Origin of the sequence: Streptomyces sp. NPDC006872, assembly GCF_040635845.1 — a bacterium.
Classification (GTDB): domain Bacteria; phylum Actinomycetota; class Actinomycetes; order Streptomycetales; family Streptomycetaceae; genus Streptomyces.
The window spans coordinates 493602-508194 of sequence record NZ_JBEYIL010000002.1 but is presented as its reverse complement, the minus strand read 5'-3'; the positions used below and the strand labels follow the sequence as shown (position 1 = coordinate 508194).

Genomic DNA, 14593 nt, shown 5'->3' with positions numbered 1-14593 from the left:
TCAGCCCGCGGTGACTTCCGTGACGATCCGGGCGTACGCCGTCGCGGCGTCCCCGAGGTCGACGGCGGACTCACCCTTGAGCAGTTGCTCGGGGGTCATGGTGAGTGCCGGGTAGCTCTTCAGCAGGGCAGGGTCGAGTTCGGCCATGGCGGCGGTGTTGGGGACCTTGTAGAAGATGTTCGAGGCGACCCAGGAGTGCACCTTCGCGTCGAGGACGTAGTCGATGAAGGCGTGCGCCGCCTCCTTGTTCTTCGACGACTTGAGGACGACCATCGTGTCGGTCCACAGGTCGCTGCCCTCCTTGGGGACGACGAAGCCGATCCTCTTGTCGTCGGTCGGGCACCAGCCGTCCCAGGCCTCCGCCAGCACGGCCTCCCCGGACTTGAGCCGGTCGCCGAAGGTGGTGTCGTCGTAGGCGAGGAGCCCGTCCTTCGCGGTGAGCAGCAACTCCTCGACCTGGGCGAGCTGTTGTTCGTCGGTGGTGTTCACCGAGTAGCCGAGCGCCTTCTGCGCGGGGAGGAAGAGCCAGCGTTCGGTCTTCAGCATGGTGGCCTTGCCCTTGACCGCGGCGCGCGGCTTCAGCAGGTCGTTCCAGCTGTCGGGGGTGTGGCCGACGAGGTCCTTGCGATAGCAGAGGCCGGTGGTGCCCCAGGTGTACGGGACGGAGTAGACGTTGCCCTTGTCGTGGGCGAGCCGCGCGGCGAGCGGGTCCAGGTTCTTCAGATGCGGGACCAGATCGTGGTGGACGGGTTCGAGCAGCCCCTGCGCCGCGAGCGCCTGCGCGTACTGGCCGGAGACGAACGCCACGTCGATGCCGCTGTCGGCGGAGGCGGTCAGTTTGGCGACGATCTCCTCGTTGGTGCTGTGCTTCGCGACGGTCACGGGCGGGCCGACGGCCGACTCGAACCGGGCGGGAAGGTCCTCCGGCAGATAGCCGTCCCAGTTCGAGACGGTGAGCCGCTGTTTGCTCAGGTCCGCCTCGGGGTCGAGTGACGCGGAGGCGGCGGGGCCGCTGCCGCCGGGTCGGCCGTCGCCGCCGCAGGCGGGCAGCAGGAGCGCGAGGGCGGCCGCCGTCGCCGCTGCGGACACATGCCTGAACCTCAGTGCGCCTGACACGCCACTCCCTTGCTGTCGAGATCAGCCGGCTGAGCGTGGGTGGTGCCCGGTTCGCCGAACGGCTCACGGGCAGGCATCGGTTTCCGGAGTCTCGCACCATTGGCATGCACCGGGCAAGACGGCCTTTTCGTCTGGCACTGTTCTCGTCCCGTGCGGACGGTGGAGTCCGATACGCTCCACGGCGTGAACGACAGCCACCCCGGCCTCCGATGGGAATTCCTGGCCGAACGTCCGGAATGCGCAGGCTTCCTGACGGTACGAAACCGTACATACCGCTACCCGGACGGCCGCCAGGACCACTGGGACATCCTCTGCGGGCCGCGTACCGTCGCGGTCGTCGCCTTCACCGAGGACGGACAGGGACTGCTCGCCCGCCAGTTCCGGCCGGGCCCCGGACGGGTCCTGGACGAACTCCCGGGAGGCGTCGTCGAGCCGGACGAGACGGTCGAGGCCGCGGCGGCCCGGGAGCTCCTCGAGGAGACCGGCTACCGGGCCGGGAGCGTCGAGCTGGTCATGAAGACCTACCTCGCCTCGTACGCGACCCACGTCCGGCAGGCGGTGCTCGCCCGGGACTGCCGCAGGGTGGCCGCGCCGAGCCCGGACGCGGCCGAGTTCATCGAGCCGGTCGTCCTCCCGAGGGCCGACTACGTACGGCACGTGCTCACCGGCGACCTCACCGACGCCGACATGGGCCTGGCCGGGCTCGTCGCGGCGGGGCTGCTCGCACCGGTCGCGTGAACCCGCGCCTGGGCGTGGCGACGGGTCAGCCGCGCAGGCCGGTCAGCAGCCGGTCCGCGGTCTCGGGGTCGGTCTCCACGTAGAGCCGGGTGCAGGGTTCGGTCGCGGACGGCCGGACCGCCACCCGGCCGTGCCGGCCGTCCTCGAAGACGGCCGTGGCGTCGGCCCGACCGCACCGGTCCCGACGCCAGCCCGGCAGCAGAGCGCGGACGTCGGACAGCACCTCGTCGGCCGGCCGCCGCAGCGCCCGGGTGAACTGCCGGTAGGGGTGGAGCCGCCGTAGCTCCGCCACCGCGTCGTCGACCGCCTCGCAGCCGGGGAAGGTGCGCAGCAGCAGCGACAGCGCGGCCAGGCTGTCGCGCTCGAAGTAGCCGTCCCCGTTCGTTCCCGACCAGACCAGGGCTCCGTTGGGCTCCAGTCCCAGCACGGCGGCGCGGTCGGACCGCCAGTCGGCGAGGACGTGCTGGAAACCGACCTCCGTCCGGGTCACCGCGACCTCGCGGCCGGTCTCGTCCGCCGCTCGGGAGATCATGAGCGGCGCCACGTCCGTGGTGATCAGCCGTCGCACGGGCAGGCCCGCGCGCAGCAGGATCGCGGCCTGTTCCGCGCTGCCGACGGTGCGGGAGCGCCGGGTGTACAGGACCAGGCGGTCGCCGTCGCCGTCGACCATCGCCACCAGCCCGCCGCCCGGTTCCCCCGCTGCGCGCAGGGCGCGGTCCGCGCCGGAGTCGGCCTGGGGGCGCAGGGTGGGGTCGGGGGTCTGTCCGGCGAAGAAGGGCAGCGGCCGGGCCCGGGAGAACATCAGTTCCGGCAGTCGTGCGGCCAGCTCGCCGACCGCTCCGTGGGCGGCGTCGACGATCAGGGCGCCGTCGAAACGGGCGGCGGCGTCGGCGAGCGGCCGGCCGACGGCACGGGTGTAGGGCTCCAGGACGTCGAGGGTCCGATGGGGGTGACGGGGGATGTCGAGGGCGACGTCTCCGGGGGCCGCGCCCTGCCCCGCCTTGCAGCCGTGTCCGTGTTCGTCGCGCAGTTTGACGCCGAAGTAGCCCGGCGGGTTGTGGCTCGCCGTCATGACGACCGCGGCTCGCAGGTCCGGGTCTTCGTGGACCAGGCGCCCCAGGGCGGGCGTGGGCGCCGGGCCCGTGGCGAGGACGCACCGGACGCCGCGGTGGGCCAGGGAGTCCGCGGCCAGGTGCGCCAGTTCGCGGGAGCCCGCGCGGCCGTCGTGGCCGACGAGGACCGCCCGCTCGTCGGCGGAGGCGAGTCCTGTGAGGACGGCGAGCAGGTCGCGTTCGGACCAGTCGGGCCCGGGCGTGCCCCGCAGGCCGTCGGTGACCGTGGACAGCGAGCGCATCACGTGCCTGCCTTTCTTGTCGGCGGCGGCGACAGCAGACGGCCGAGACGCCGGGGAGCGTCCGCGCCTGCCGCTGTGGCCAGCCATGCGTCCAGGGCGGCGGGCCGGACCGCTGTTCCGTCCTCGTCCGCCGCGGTGCGGAATCCGCCGCCGGCCGCTGCGACGGCCACCGCTCCCGGCGCGTGGTCCCAGGGCGCGGCGACCCCGGCCCGCGGCGGCAGGACGGCCGCCCCGGCGCGGGCCAGGGCCACCAGCGCGAGCTTGACCCCGGCCGTGGGCACCGGCCGTACCTCGTACCCGTCCAGCCGGTGCCGCGCCAGCGCTTCGCGGACTCGGCCGACGTGCCGCGGGCCGGTCAGCACACAGCGCGGTCCGAACCACGGCAGGGCGTCGACGTCTCCGGCCACGTGCAGGGTTCCGGCCGCGGCGGTCAGCCTCACCCGGTAGGCGGGCAGGTCGAGCACGGAGGCGACGGGACGGCCGCCGTCGACGAGACAGACGCCGATGGCGTAGCTGTCGCGGCCGTCCAGGAAGGGCGCGGTGCCGTCCAGCGGATCGATCAGCAGACAGCGGTCCGGGGTCGGCTCCAGCGTGCCGCGCTCCTCCTCCGCGACGACCGGGAGGTCCGGCCAGCGCTCGCGTGCCGCGTCGATCAGCAGGCGTTGGAGGCGCAGGTCGAGGTCGCAGACCGGTTCCACCCCGCCGAACACGTTGTTCTTCGAACGCGGCTCGGTCGGGGCGCGGCGGAAGTCGGCGACGACCGCCCGGCACTCGTCCAGCGCCCGGCCGACGGCATGGCCGAACACGGGGAACGGAGGGATCGGGGGGACCGGGATCGGGGGGACCGGGATCGGGGGGATCGGGGGCTTCATCCCGACACCGCCGCCGCGTCCGGCCGTTGCAGTCCGCTGCCGAGCAGCGGGTCGGCCCGCAGCGGAAAGGCGCCCGCGATGTCCTCCAGGACGTGCGGGGCGCCCGCCCAGACGTCGGCCAGGCGCAGCAGCGACTCGGCGCGGTCGTCGGGGCCGTGGTGGAGGGAGGTCCACGGGGCGCGCTCGGCGAGCCGCTCCAGGAAGTTCCGGCGCAGGACGTCCGGCGGGCGGAACAGGGAGCCGTTCAGCACGAGGGCGTAGGGGGCGTTCGGGGCGACCCGCGCGGTGCGCAGTGCGGCCAGCGTCCCTGCGACGAGTTCGTCGGCGGCGGCGTGGACGAGTCCGGCGGCGACCGGGTCGCCGCCGCCCGCGCAACTCAGCACCTGCCGGGCGAACTCGGCGACGGCGGGCTTGGCGCCGTCCCGGTACACCGCGGCGAACAGCGCCTCCCCCAGCGGAACGCGGGCCGTCGGCGCCGGGTGCGGGTCGCACCACTCGCGGGCGGCCTCGGTCAGGGCCGTCGGGGCCCCGCGGCCGTCCAGCGCGCGCACGGCCGCCCGTAGGCCGGCCACGGCCAGATGGTGGCCGCCGCCCTCGTCGCTGAGCAGCCATTCCAGTCCCGACGCCCGGGACCAGCAGGGCCCGTTGCGCACGGCGAACCCCGTTCCGGTTCCGGCGACGACGGCGCAGACCGGCACACCGGCGTCGACGGACAGCAGCGGCGGAACGATGTCGTTCGTCACCAGCACGGGGGCCGCGGCGCGGCCGACGCGGTGGACGGCCGTGCGCAGGAGTCCGGTGAACTCGTCGGCGCACCGGGCCGTCGAGGCCGCCCCGTGCGCCGCGATCACGGCCCGCGGCGGTGCGTCGACGGCTGTCTTCCGCTGTATCTCGGCGAGCAGCCGGACGAGTTCGGTGAGCGCGCGTTCGCCGCCCACCGATCGCGGATTCGTCGAGCGCCCCTCGGCGACCGCCAGCACCGCGCGGCCGTGGGTCAGCGCCGCCCAGGTGCGGCTGCCGCCGCCTTCGAGCAGGATCCGGTCGCCCTCGGCGCCCGTCACCGCGTGCTCCAGGTGTCGAGCCGGGCCAGCGCCTCGTCGAAGGCCGAGCGGGGAATGTCGTCGACCACGGTGCACCGGCCGGGCGAGCGGGGGACGACGAGGTGGAGCACCCCGTTGCGCACCCTGCGGACCGTGTCCAGCTCGTCCCAGACGCGGGGCCGCAGTTCACGGGGCATGGTGATGGGCAGCCGGTGGTCGATCAGGAGGGCGAGGATGCGGTCGGCGTCCCGGGCGCGGGAGCGTCCCGTGGCCAGGCCCACGCCGGTCGCCACGGCCAGTCCGGCGGCGACGGCCTCGCCGTGCGGCACCCGGAATCCGCTGACCGCCTCATAGGGATGGCCGAAGCAGTGCCCGAGGTTCAACAGTCGGCGCAGGTCGCCCTGTTCGAAGGGGTCGGGACCCAGCAGGTCGAGCTTGGCCCGGAGCGCGGCGCGGACGATCGCCTCCCACGGCAGGTCGCTCAGCTCTCGGCCGACGCCGTCCTCGAGGAGGGCGAAGAGCGCGGGGTCGGCGATCAGGGCGACCTTCACGACCTCCGCGAGTCCGTTGGACAGGTGATGGGGGGACAGGGTGCGCAGCAACTCCGGGTCGACGAAGACGGCCACGGGGTGGTGGAAGGCTCCGATCAGGTTCTTCGCGCCCTGGTAGTCCGCGCCGCCCTTGCCGCCGACGGCCGCGTCGACCTGGGCGAGGAGGGTGGTCGGGAGCAGGGCGTAGGGGATGCCTCGCATGTAGGTGGCCGCGGCGGCGGTGGTCAGGTCGCACACCACGCCGCCGCCCAGGCCCAGCACCAGGGTGCGCCGGGTCGTGCCCGCACGGTGCAGCGCGTGCCAGAGCAGGTCCAGGCCGTCCGTCGTCTTCGCGGACTCCCCCTCGGGCACGAGCACCGTCTCCCGCGCGAGCCCGCTCTGCCTCAGCACCGCGTCCACCGCCGGCAGATGGCACCGCGCCGCCCCACGGTCGGCGACCAGCACGAGACGGTCCGCGCCCTGCTGCTCCGCCAGATCGCGCACCATGACGCCGATCCGGCCCAGCAGTCCGCTCTCCACGTGCACGAGATAGCGGTGAGCGCGGTTGACCGCCACGTCGAATCCGCCGCTCTCGGTGTCGCGGTGCAGCAGCCGCGAGAGGCCCGGCATCATCGGAGTTCCTTCAGCACGCGCTCGGTGACCGCGTCCGCGGACAGGCCGGCGGCCTCGAAGAGGGACCGGCTCGGCCATCCGGCGATGCCGTAGCCGTCTGCGCCCAGCGCGATGCCGCCCTCCGGGAGCAGCGAACCGAGCACGCCGGAGGGCGCGTTGTGCAGGCTCACCGCCAGGGCGCCGGGCGCGATGTACCGCTCCCGTCCGGCCCGCGGCAGCCGGCCGAACCTCGTCGGGCTGACGACCTCCAGGACCCGCACGGCCCGGTCGGCGTCGCGGGCGAGCCGCTCCGCCACGTCGAGCGCGGTCTCCCGCATCGCTCCGGCGGCCACCAGCACCACCTCGGGGCGGGGATGGCCGCGTATCTCGCGCACGCCGTCGTGCAGCGGCGCCCCGGCGCAACTGCCCAGACCGTGCCGCACCGGCACCGCCTCGTGCGGCAGCCGCAGATAGGCGGGACGTCCGTCGGCCAGGGCCTCGACCGCCAGTGCCTTCGCCGTGTTGATGTCCGCGGCTTCGAAGACCTCCAGTCCGGGCAGCGCCAGCAGGGCGGCGAGACAGCCGTCGGACTGGACCATGGGGCCCAGCGGATCGCCCAGCCCGCCGGAGGTGCCGACCAGCAGCACCGGCAGTCCGGGGAACACCAGGGACTCGCGGATCTGGTCGAGCATCCGCCAGTAGAAGCCCTCCATGGAGAACAGCACGGGCGCCAGGCCGCCGGCCGCGGCGCCGCCGGCGAGCGAGGCCGCGTCCTGTTCGGCGATCGCGCACTGCAGCACGTCGGAGCCGGGGTCGGTCCAGTGCCAGGAGCCGGTGCGTTCCATGCGGGGCAGCAGCCCGGAGTTGCGGATGGCGTCCGGCGCCATCCACAGCATCGGCAGGCCGGAGAGTTCCTCGGCCAGTTCGGCGCCCAGCGCCTTCTTGGCGACCACGACATCGCCGACGGGATGATCCGAAAGTCGCTGCAACAGTGCGGAGCGGGTACGCCACGCGGCGCCGGCGGCCTCGGGTTCGGGCACGGCGCGCGGCCCCTCGCGCAGTCGGCGGGCCGTCGGCCGCCGGGCGTCGACCACCGCGAGCGCCCGTTCCAGGAGCGCGCCGGTGTCCAGCGCCGGGAGGTGCTCGGGCGACGCCTCGGCGCTCAGCGTGTTGCCGCCCTCCACGTCCGCGGCGAGCCCGCGGCCCTTGACCGTGCGCAGGACGAGCACGGTGGGGCGCGGGTCCTCGGTGGGGCGGAGTTCGCGGGTGAGGGCGGCCAGGTCGTGTCCGTCGACCTCCCGGACGCACCAGCCGAACCCCGCCCAGCGGGCCGCCCATTCGTCGACCGGCAGCCGGATGACACTGCCCGAGCCGTTGGCGTCGACCAGGGCGACCAGGTTGCGCAGCCCCAGCCTGGCGGCGGTCATGGCCGCCTCCCACACCTGCCCCTCGGTGCACTCCCCGTCGCCGAGGACGACGAACGTGCGGCGCGACCGCCCGGCCCTTCGGTCGGCCAGCGCCAGCCCCGCGCCGAAGCTGAGGCCCTGGCCGAGAGCGCCGGTGCTCATCTCGACCCCTGGGAGGGAACCGCGCCGGGGCATCCGCGGCACCGGGTGTCCGACCTGCCCGAAGCCGGTCAGCTCCTGCCACGACATGCCGGGCATGGCGCCGAGGGCCCACAGTGCCGCGTACCAGGGCGCGGCGGCGTGCCCCTTCGAGTAGACGAGCCGGTCCCCGTCGTCGGTCCCCAGCGAGGTGGCGCCGGAGAAGTAGAGCGCGGTGACGGCCTCGACGGCCGAGGAGCTGCCGCCGGGATGCTTGTTGGCCGCCAGCACCCATGCCCTGATCCCCTCGGCGAGGGTCTCCAGTTCTGCCGGGCCGGGTGTCGAGTGAGGCGTTCGCGTCATGCCGTTTCTCCTTACTCGGGTTCGTCACGCGGGTTCGTCACGCACGTTCGTCGTGCGGGTTCGTCACGCGGGTTCGTCGTGCGTCGGGGCGGAGACGAGCAGCCTGCGCAGATGGCGCCGGCGGTCCGTGAAGGCGGTGCGGGCGTGCATCATGCGCCAGTTGTCCCAGATGAGGACGGCCCCCTCCTCGATCTTCACCGCGAGCCGGTGCCCGGCGAAGAAGCTGCGCGCCTGCGTGATGTAGTCGGCCATCAGGTCGTCGTGGTCCACGCAGCGTTCGTCACAGGGCACCCGCACCACCAGTGCCTCCGGGCGGTGCTCGACCAGGGGATGCCGGCATTCGTAGGCGACGCCGGCCCGCGCGAGGACGTCGGTGGGCCGCCAGGTGTACTCCCGCTCCGCCAGTCGTTTCACCTGGTCGGACGGCAGCCCGGCCACGAAGGCGTACCCGTCGGCGAGTGTCGTCTCGCCGCCCGGTCCGGCGGCCTGGCGGACGCACCACAGGGCCTGGTAGCGGGGCGGCGGCCCGGGAAACTCGAACCACTCGGTGTGCGCGAGCAGTTCGCGGGTGTTGGCGGGCAGGTGGACGGTCTCGTCCGCCGCGGGGTCGGGCGTGACGTCTCGGACGATCCGCCCGTCGTACTGGGGAACGACCTGTCCCAGGCGGCTCAGCTGGGCCAGGTGGTCGAAGGCGGGCGGTACCCGGCGCACGTACACCCGGCCCGTCGCGGCGAGACACTCCCTGACCCGGCGCACGTCGAGTTCGCTCCCGCCCGACGACGACTGGTCGATGACGGCGACGCCTGCGTTCACCGGCTCTCGCCTCCCTTCATGGCCAGGACCGCGGGCAGCACCTCGCGGGCCAGCAGTTCGAGGTGTCGGAGGTCGCCGAAGTCGACGACCTGGTGGTAGACGCGGGTGACGCCGAGCGCGGCGTAGGCGGCGAGCCGCTCCACCACCTGCGAGGGGTCGCCCGCCACGGTTCCCGCCGCACCCCTCTCGCCCGCACCTCTCTCGCCCGCACCGCTCCCTCCGGTGCAGTGCAGGCGCAGCAGGACGGAGTGGCGCAGGGACGCCGGGTCGCGGCCCACCGTCCGGCAGGCCCGTCGTGCGGCCTCGACGGCGGTCCGGGCGTCCTGCACCGAGGGGCGGGCGATGTTGTGCTCGTCGGCGTACCGCGCCGCGATCAGGGGGGTGCGCCGCGTGCCGCGCCCGCCGACGACCAGGGGCGGCATCGGCCGCCGGTCGGGGCGTTCCCGCCACAGGCGGCGCACGATCTGCAACTGCTCCTCCAGCACCGCGAACCGCTCCCGTGCGGCGCGCAGCGGAATGCCGAGCGCCTCGTGCTCCGCGGCGAACCACCCGGCGCCGAGGCCGAGTTCGACGCGCCCCGCGCTCATGTCGTCCACCTGCGCCACCATGGCCGCCAGGACCGTGGGAGGCCGGTAGGCCGCACAGGTGAGGAGGCTGCCGAGCCTGATCCGCCGGGTCTCGCGGGCCAGGCCGGCGAGCGTGACCCACACGTCGGTGGTGACGGTGCCCGCGGTGCTGCCGGGCCGGTGGTCGAGGAAGTGGTCGGATCGGAAGACCCCGCCGAAGCCGAGCTCTTCCGCCGCCTGCGCCACCCTCAGCTGCTGGGCGTAGGTCGCGCCGCACTGGGGCTCCATGCTGAGGTAGAACTGCACGCCCGATCCCCCCGTCATGAGGTGTCCCCGGCCGTGTCGACCAGGCGGTCCCGCCGGTCCGGCGAGGGCCGTCTCAGAAGTTCCGCGTACAGGCGGTCCGTCGTGCCGAACACCGAGGTCGACAGCAGGGTGTGGGCGGGCACCACGGAACCGGGCAGCAGGACCGAGGACACGACGGACGCGTGCGGTCCGATGACACAGCCCCCGCCGATGACGGTCGGTCCGTGGATGCGGGCGCTGCGGTGCACCTCGACGTCCGGGCCGATGAGGACGGGGCCGTGGGCGACCCGCGCGACGTCGCCCGCCCCGCACGGACCCGCCGGGGGCAGATAGCGGCTGGCCGAGGATCTGCCGGTGAGCGCTTCGATGTTGCTGTCGTAGAACCGCTGCGGCACTCCCACGTCCCGCTGGTAGACGGCGCCCGCGTCGAAGACGCCCAGGGGCAGGTCCCGGGTGGGCAGGCGTGGGAGCACCTGCTCGGAGAAGTCGCAGAAGCCCTGCGCGGGGACGAGGGAGAGCGCGCGGGGGTCCACCACCCAGGCGCCCGTGGACCCCAGGCGCGAGGGACTGGCCGCTCCCGGCTTGAAGAGGTAGGCCGAGGCGAACGGGCCGTCCGCGACCAGGAAGTCCCCGTCCCACCGCGCGGGGTCCTGCGGGGTGACCGCGACCGTGACGGCCGCGGGGTGCGCCCGGTGGTGCCGCACGAGTGCGGCGATGTCGACGCCGGCGATGATGTCGGCCGGGACGACGACCGCCGGAGCGTCGGCCAGGTAGGCACGGTGGTCGCGCAGCGCGCCGCCGGTTCCGGACCGCCGGTCCTCCCACAGGAACTCCATGTGCGGGCGCGGGTCTTCGAGCGGCTCTTCGAGAGCGCGGACGTAGTCGACGACGGGCCGGGTGTCGGGGCCCACCGTGATGCCGATCTCGTCGACGCCGGCCTCGCGCAGGCTCTGGAGCACGTACCACAGGACCGGCCGGTTGGCGACGGGCAGCAGTGCCTTGAGGACCGCCCGGGAGACGGGGCCGAGCCGGGTGGCGCGGCCGTTGGCGAGGATGAGTGCCTTCATGCGGTCAGCCTCCGTGCGAGGAAGCGGTCGGGCGAGGAAGCGGTCGAGGTCTACGAGGTCACACGTGCTCGGCGAGCAGGATCCTGCGCAGGTGCCGCACCCGGTCGGCGAAGGCCTGGCGGGCGTGCATCATGCGCCAGTTGTCCCAGACCAGCAGCGCCCGTTCCTCGATGCGCACGGCGATCTCGTGGTCCTGGAAGAACTGCCGGCCGCGTGCGAGATAGCCGTCCATGAGCGTGTCGAAGCTCTCGCAGCGGTCGTCGCAGGGGAAGCGCACGATGAGTTCGTCCCCGACCGGTTCCAGCAGCGGGTGATCGGCCTCGAAGCGGATGCCGAGGCGCTGGAGGACGGCGCTGGGCGTCCAGGGGTACACCGAGGCCTCCAGCCGGCGCCGCTCGTCCGGGCCGAGCCGGTCGACGAACTCGTAGGCGTCGGCGAGGGTGGTCTCACCGCCCGGTCCCTCGGTCTGCCGCACGCACCACAGGGCCACGTACCGGGGCGGGTTCCCGGGATACTCGAACCACTCGGTGTGCGGCATGAGTTCGCGGGTGTTGGAGGCCGAGTAGACCGAGTTGTCGACCGCGGACTCCGGTCGCACCTCGCGTACGACGACGCCGTCGAACTGGGGTATCGGCGCGCCGAGCCGGCTCAACTGGCCGACGTAGTCGAAGCCTTCGGGCACCGGCCGGACGTACGCGTAGCCGTCCCGGGCCAGTGCCTCCTTCACTCGGGGCAGGTCCAGTTCCGTGGTGGAACCGGCGGTCAGGTCGATGGAACTCACGGTCTCGGTCATGCTTCACTCCGATCGTTCAGTCCGTTCAGGTCGGTTCACTCAGGTGCGGCGGGTGCCGGTGAGCACGTGGTGCAGGCGTCGGGGCAGGTACCAGGCGAGCAGCCGGAACCGGTGCCACCAGCCGTACTCGAGCGTGGCCAGGGCGAGGAGGTACTCGTGCACCCTGAACGCGCGGTGTGCGCCGGGCAGGAGGGCGGTGCGCCATGCGCCGGCCTTGGAGCCCAGGAAGAGGTTGGCGGTGATGATCTCGTCGTAGGACTCCCGCAGCCTCGCGTCGGTGACCTCGGGGCCGCCGTTCGCCCGGTAGCCGTCGCGCAGGGCGCGGTGCCGATAGCTCAACATGCCCTGCAGGTCGCCGGTCTCCTGGAACCAGGTCGTCGACTCCTCGGCGTGGGCCTGGTTCTCGCGGGGCCGGCCGCCGCGCAGGGCGCCGAGGCTGTCGCGGACGTCCTGGAGCGCCCGGTAGGCCGCCACGGACCGGCTCCGGTCCTCGGCCGCGTCGGCGTCGGCGTCGGCGTCGGCGTCGGCGTCGGCGTCGGCGTCCGCCACGGGCTCCGGCATCCGGGCGAGCAGCCGGCGGGCGAGCGGGCGCAGGTCGGGGGTGCGGTGCATGTGCTCGATGACCCTGTTCAGGGTCTCCTCCAGGGCGTAGGACTCGTCCGTGCCCTCGGCGACATGGCGTCGGCACCGTCGCAGCCACACCCAGGCGGGCAGCAGCCGTCCCTGCGCCCACAAAGACGCGCCGATGCGTTCGGCACGCAGGAAGTGGTCGGGGCCGTCGGCCGGGGCCCGCCACCACATGCGGCGCAGGGTGCTCCAGGCGCCCGCCTCCCACAGCAGCCGGGAGCGGACGGCGCGCAGCTCGACGGGGTCGTCGGTGCCGGTGGCCTGCGCGTCGAGCAGTCGGCGGACCTCCCGGTGCAGGCCCAGCGAGCGGTACAGGAGGAAGGTCGCGCGGCGGCGCTCGGCGTCGGTGACCGGCAGTGCGGGGTCGGCCGTGGCCCGGCGCGGCGGGTCGCCCAGCGGTTCCAGGCCCCAGCGGCGGGCGATCTCGCCGACCAGGAGGTCGGTGGGCCCGCACAGGACGTGGACGTCGGCGCCGGCCCGGCGCAGCAGGGTCTGCAGGGCGATCGGGTCGCGTTCGGGCACATGGGGCTCGTGGCCCGCGTGCATGACCCACAGCACACGCAGTCCGTGCAGGGCGTCCGGGGGGAGCGCGGCGACGAACCGGTCGACGTCGAAGTAGTCGCTGCCGCTGTAGCCGAGGACGAGCACGGCGCGGTGGGCGGACAGCAGGCGCCGCAGCCGTTGGATCTCCGCGTGCGGGAAACCCGTCCGGATCAGGCTGAGGGTGGCGCCGAGCGCCTTGCCGTCGGGCGAGTCGGCGAAGGAGCCGTGGAAGTGGTGGACCGCGTCATGGGGCACGGGCCGGCCGTGGCGGGCTTCGTAGGCGCGCTCGACGCAGGTGTCGAAGTTCGCGGTGACATGCCGGCCGCCGAGGGCGAGGTGCCCGGCGGCGAAGGCGTGCAGCCGGTTCGGCACCGCGCTGCGGACGTCGTCGAGGATGTCGAAGGTGCCGGGGGAGGCGTCGGGGCGGGCCCGGGCGGCGGCGTCCAGCGCGGTCTCCAGCCGGGGCAGCCGGGAGGTGGGCAGGGTGGTGTCGTAGGCGCACAGGGGGCTCGTGCGCAGGCCGACCACCTGGTGGTAGGTCAGCACCCGGGCCAGCGCGCCCGCTTCGAAGAAGGCGTCGAAGACCCGCCGGGTCAGTTCCGGCCCGCTGGGCAGGCTGGTGGGCCCTTCGACGGAGATGCCGGCCCCGGACCAGATGAGCACCTCGTCCGGGTCGAGGCCCTCGAGCAGCGCCGCGGCCTCGGCGACCGCGGGAACCGGGGCCGTCACGACGCACCCGCCTGTGGATCGCCGTCGGAGGACGGAGACGGCGGGGACGGCGGGGACGGCGGGGACGGCGGGGTCGACGGCGGCGACGGGTTCGGGGCGCCGGGCAGGGCCGCCTCCCAGAGGGCGTCGAAGCGGCGCAGCCAGTACTCGTACCAGTGGGGTGAGGACCGGCGGTCCAGGACCACATGCATCCGCTCGTTGATCGTGCCGTCGGCGAAGCCGTGGAACTCGACGACGACGGTGCCGTCGACGCTGTCGCCGTCGACGACGAGCAGGCTGAAGCCCGGGTTGAACGGCAGTCGGCGGCAGGCGAAGCCCTCGATGCCCTCGAGTCGTCGCAGGGCGCGCAGCGAACTCTGCAGCGCGGCGCCGAGGTCGAGGTTGTCGTCCAGTTGGGTGGCGGCGTCCGCGACGGCGCGGGGGGACGAGTCGAGGAGGACGATCCGGACGGTCCCGCCGCGTTCGAGGATCAGCCGCCGCAGGTCGTCCGCGCCCGCCAGCACGTTGATCGCGGAGGGGCCGTAGACGCGGAGGTCGCGGGCGCCGTCGAGGAGTTTGCGCAGCGGGCCCAGGTCCTCCCGGCGGCGCAGCACCTCGTCCGGTGTGGCCGGCGGCCGGGCGGGCGGCACCGCCGTCCGGAAGACGAGCAACGCCAGGGCGCCCACGGTGAACTGGGCCAGTCCCTTGGTTCCGACCTGGTTGGAGAGGCCCAGCCCGACGAGGGCCAGCCCCAGGAGGAAGAAGGCGTACGCCTCGATGTGACGGCCGTGCCGGATGTCGTCCACGACGCGGCCGATGCCTCGACGCAGGTTGTCCACTCGCGTGCCTCTTTCGCATGAGCTGCCCGGTGCTGTGCCGGTTGCTGTCCCGATTGCCGACCTTCACGACTGAACCGGCTGCCGCCGAGCGGCGACAAGGCGTGTTCGTGTCCGATCCGGGCCGTGTTGTGTCGGGAGCGTGTTGGATGCGGGGGGCCGGTG

Annotated in this window: 13 protein-coding genes; 1 reads left to right on the top strand and 12 read right to left on the bottom strand. The window is 73.9% G+C overall.

Annotation, left to right across the window (positions count from 1 at the left end; translation table 11 throughout):
* On the bottom strand, nucleotides 1–1089 hold the full coding sequence (locus ABZ725_RS07270; protein ID WP_358801749.1) for a spermidine/putrescine ABC transporter substrate-binding protein: 1089 nt from the start codon (nucleotides 1087–1089) through the stop codon (nucleotides 1–3).
* Nucleotides 1090–1299: 210 nt separating this feature from the next.
* Between ABZ725_RS07270 and ABZ725_RS07265 the strand changes: the two genes are divergently transcribed.
* A complete protein-coding gene (locus ABZ725_RS07265; RefSeq protein WP_358801748.1) occupies nucleotides 1300–1854 on the top strand; it encodes an NUDIX hydrolase in 555 nt (184 codons plus the stop codon).
* A gap of 25 nt (nucleotides 1855–1879) precedes the next feature.
* On the opposite strand, the gene ABZ725_RS07260 is transcribed toward ABZ725_RS07265, so the two are convergent.
* From ABZ725_RS07260 to ABZ725_RS07210, 11 genes are all read right to left on the bottom strand, one after another.
* Complete coding sequence (locus ABZ725_RS07260; protein WP_358802070.1) at nucleotides 1880–3208, bottom strand: hypothetical protein; 1329 nt, start codon at nucleotides 3206–3208, stop codon at nucleotides 1880–1882.
* Nucleotides 3208–4014 (bottom strand): inositol monophosphatase family protein, encoded by an 807-nt coding sequence (locus ABZ725_RS07255; protein WP_358801747.1) that lies wholly within the window; start codon nucleotides 4012–4014, stop codon nucleotides 3208–3210. Before ABZ725_RS07255 ends, ABZ725_RS07260 begins: the two co-directional genes overlap by 1 nt.
* A gap of 62 nt (nucleotides 4015–4076) precedes the next feature.
* Nucleotides 4077–5141, bottom strand: a complete 1065-nt coding sequence (locus tag ABZ725_RS07250; RefSeq protein ID WP_358801746.1) for a BadF/BadG/BcrA/BcrD ATPase family protein — start codon at nucleotides 5139–5141, stop codon at nucleotides 4077–4079.
* Nucleotides 5138–6283, bottom strand: a complete 1146-nt coding sequence (locus ABZ725_RS07245) for a 3-dehydroquinate synthase family protein (RefSeq protein ID WP_358801745.1) — start codon at nucleotides 6281–6283, stop codon at nucleotides 5138–5140. The genes ABZ725_RS07250 and ABZ725_RS07245 overlap by 4 nt, the downstream gene beginning before the upstream one ends.
* A complete protein-coding gene (locus ABZ725_RS07240; RefSeq protein ID WP_358801744.1) occupies nucleotides 6280–8169 on the bottom strand; it encodes a hypothetical protein in 1890 nt (629 codons plus the stop codon). The genes ABZ725_RS07245 and ABZ725_RS07240 overlap by 4 nt, the downstream gene beginning before the upstream one ends.
* A 63-nt stretch (nucleotides 8170–8232) precedes the next feature.
* Entirely contained in the window at nucleotides 8233–8982 is a 750-nt protein-coding gene (locus ABZ725_RS07235; RefSeq protein ID WP_358801743.1) for a TauD/TfdA family dioxygenase, read from the bottom strand.
* Nucleotides 8979–9872, bottom strand: coding sequence for an LLM class flavin-dependent oxidoreductase (locus ABZ725_RS07230; RefSeq protein ID WP_358801742.1), 894 nt, complete (start codon nucleotides 9870–9872; stop codon nucleotides 8979–8981). Before ABZ725_RS07230 ends, ABZ725_RS07235 begins: the two co-directional genes overlap by 4 nt.
* Nucleotides 9869–10921 carry an NDP-sugar synthase gene (locus ABZ725_RS07225; RefSeq protein WP_358801741.1) on the bottom strand — a complete coding sequence of 351 codons (1053 nt, stop codon included), beginning with the start codon at nucleotides 10919–10921 and terminating at the stop codon, nucleotides 9869–9871. Before ABZ725_RS07225 ends, ABZ725_RS07230 begins: the two co-directional genes overlap by 4 nt.
* 58 nt (nucleotides 10922–10979) lie before the next feature.
* The gene (locus ABZ725_RS07220; RefSeq protein ID WP_358801740.1) at nucleotides 10980–11714 is read right to left on the bottom strand and encodes a TauD/TfdA family dioxygenase; all 735 of its coding nucleotides are present in this window, start codon (nucleotides 11712–11714) and stop codon (nucleotides 10980–10982) included.
* 39 nt (nucleotides 11715–11753) lie between these two features.
* Entirely contained in the window at nucleotides 11754–13613 is a 1860-nt protein-coding gene (locus tag ABZ725_RS07215; protein ID WP_358801739.1) for a hypothetical protein, read from the bottom strand.
* Nucleotides 13610–14431, bottom strand: coding sequence for a hypothetical protein (locus ABZ725_RS07210; RefSeq protein WP_358801738.1), 822 nt, complete (start codon nucleotides 14429–14431; stop codon nucleotides 13610–13612). Before ABZ725_RS07210 ends, ABZ725_RS07215 begins: the two co-directional genes overlap by 4 nt.
* Between the last annotated feature and the right edge of the window lie 162 nt (nucleotides 14432–14593).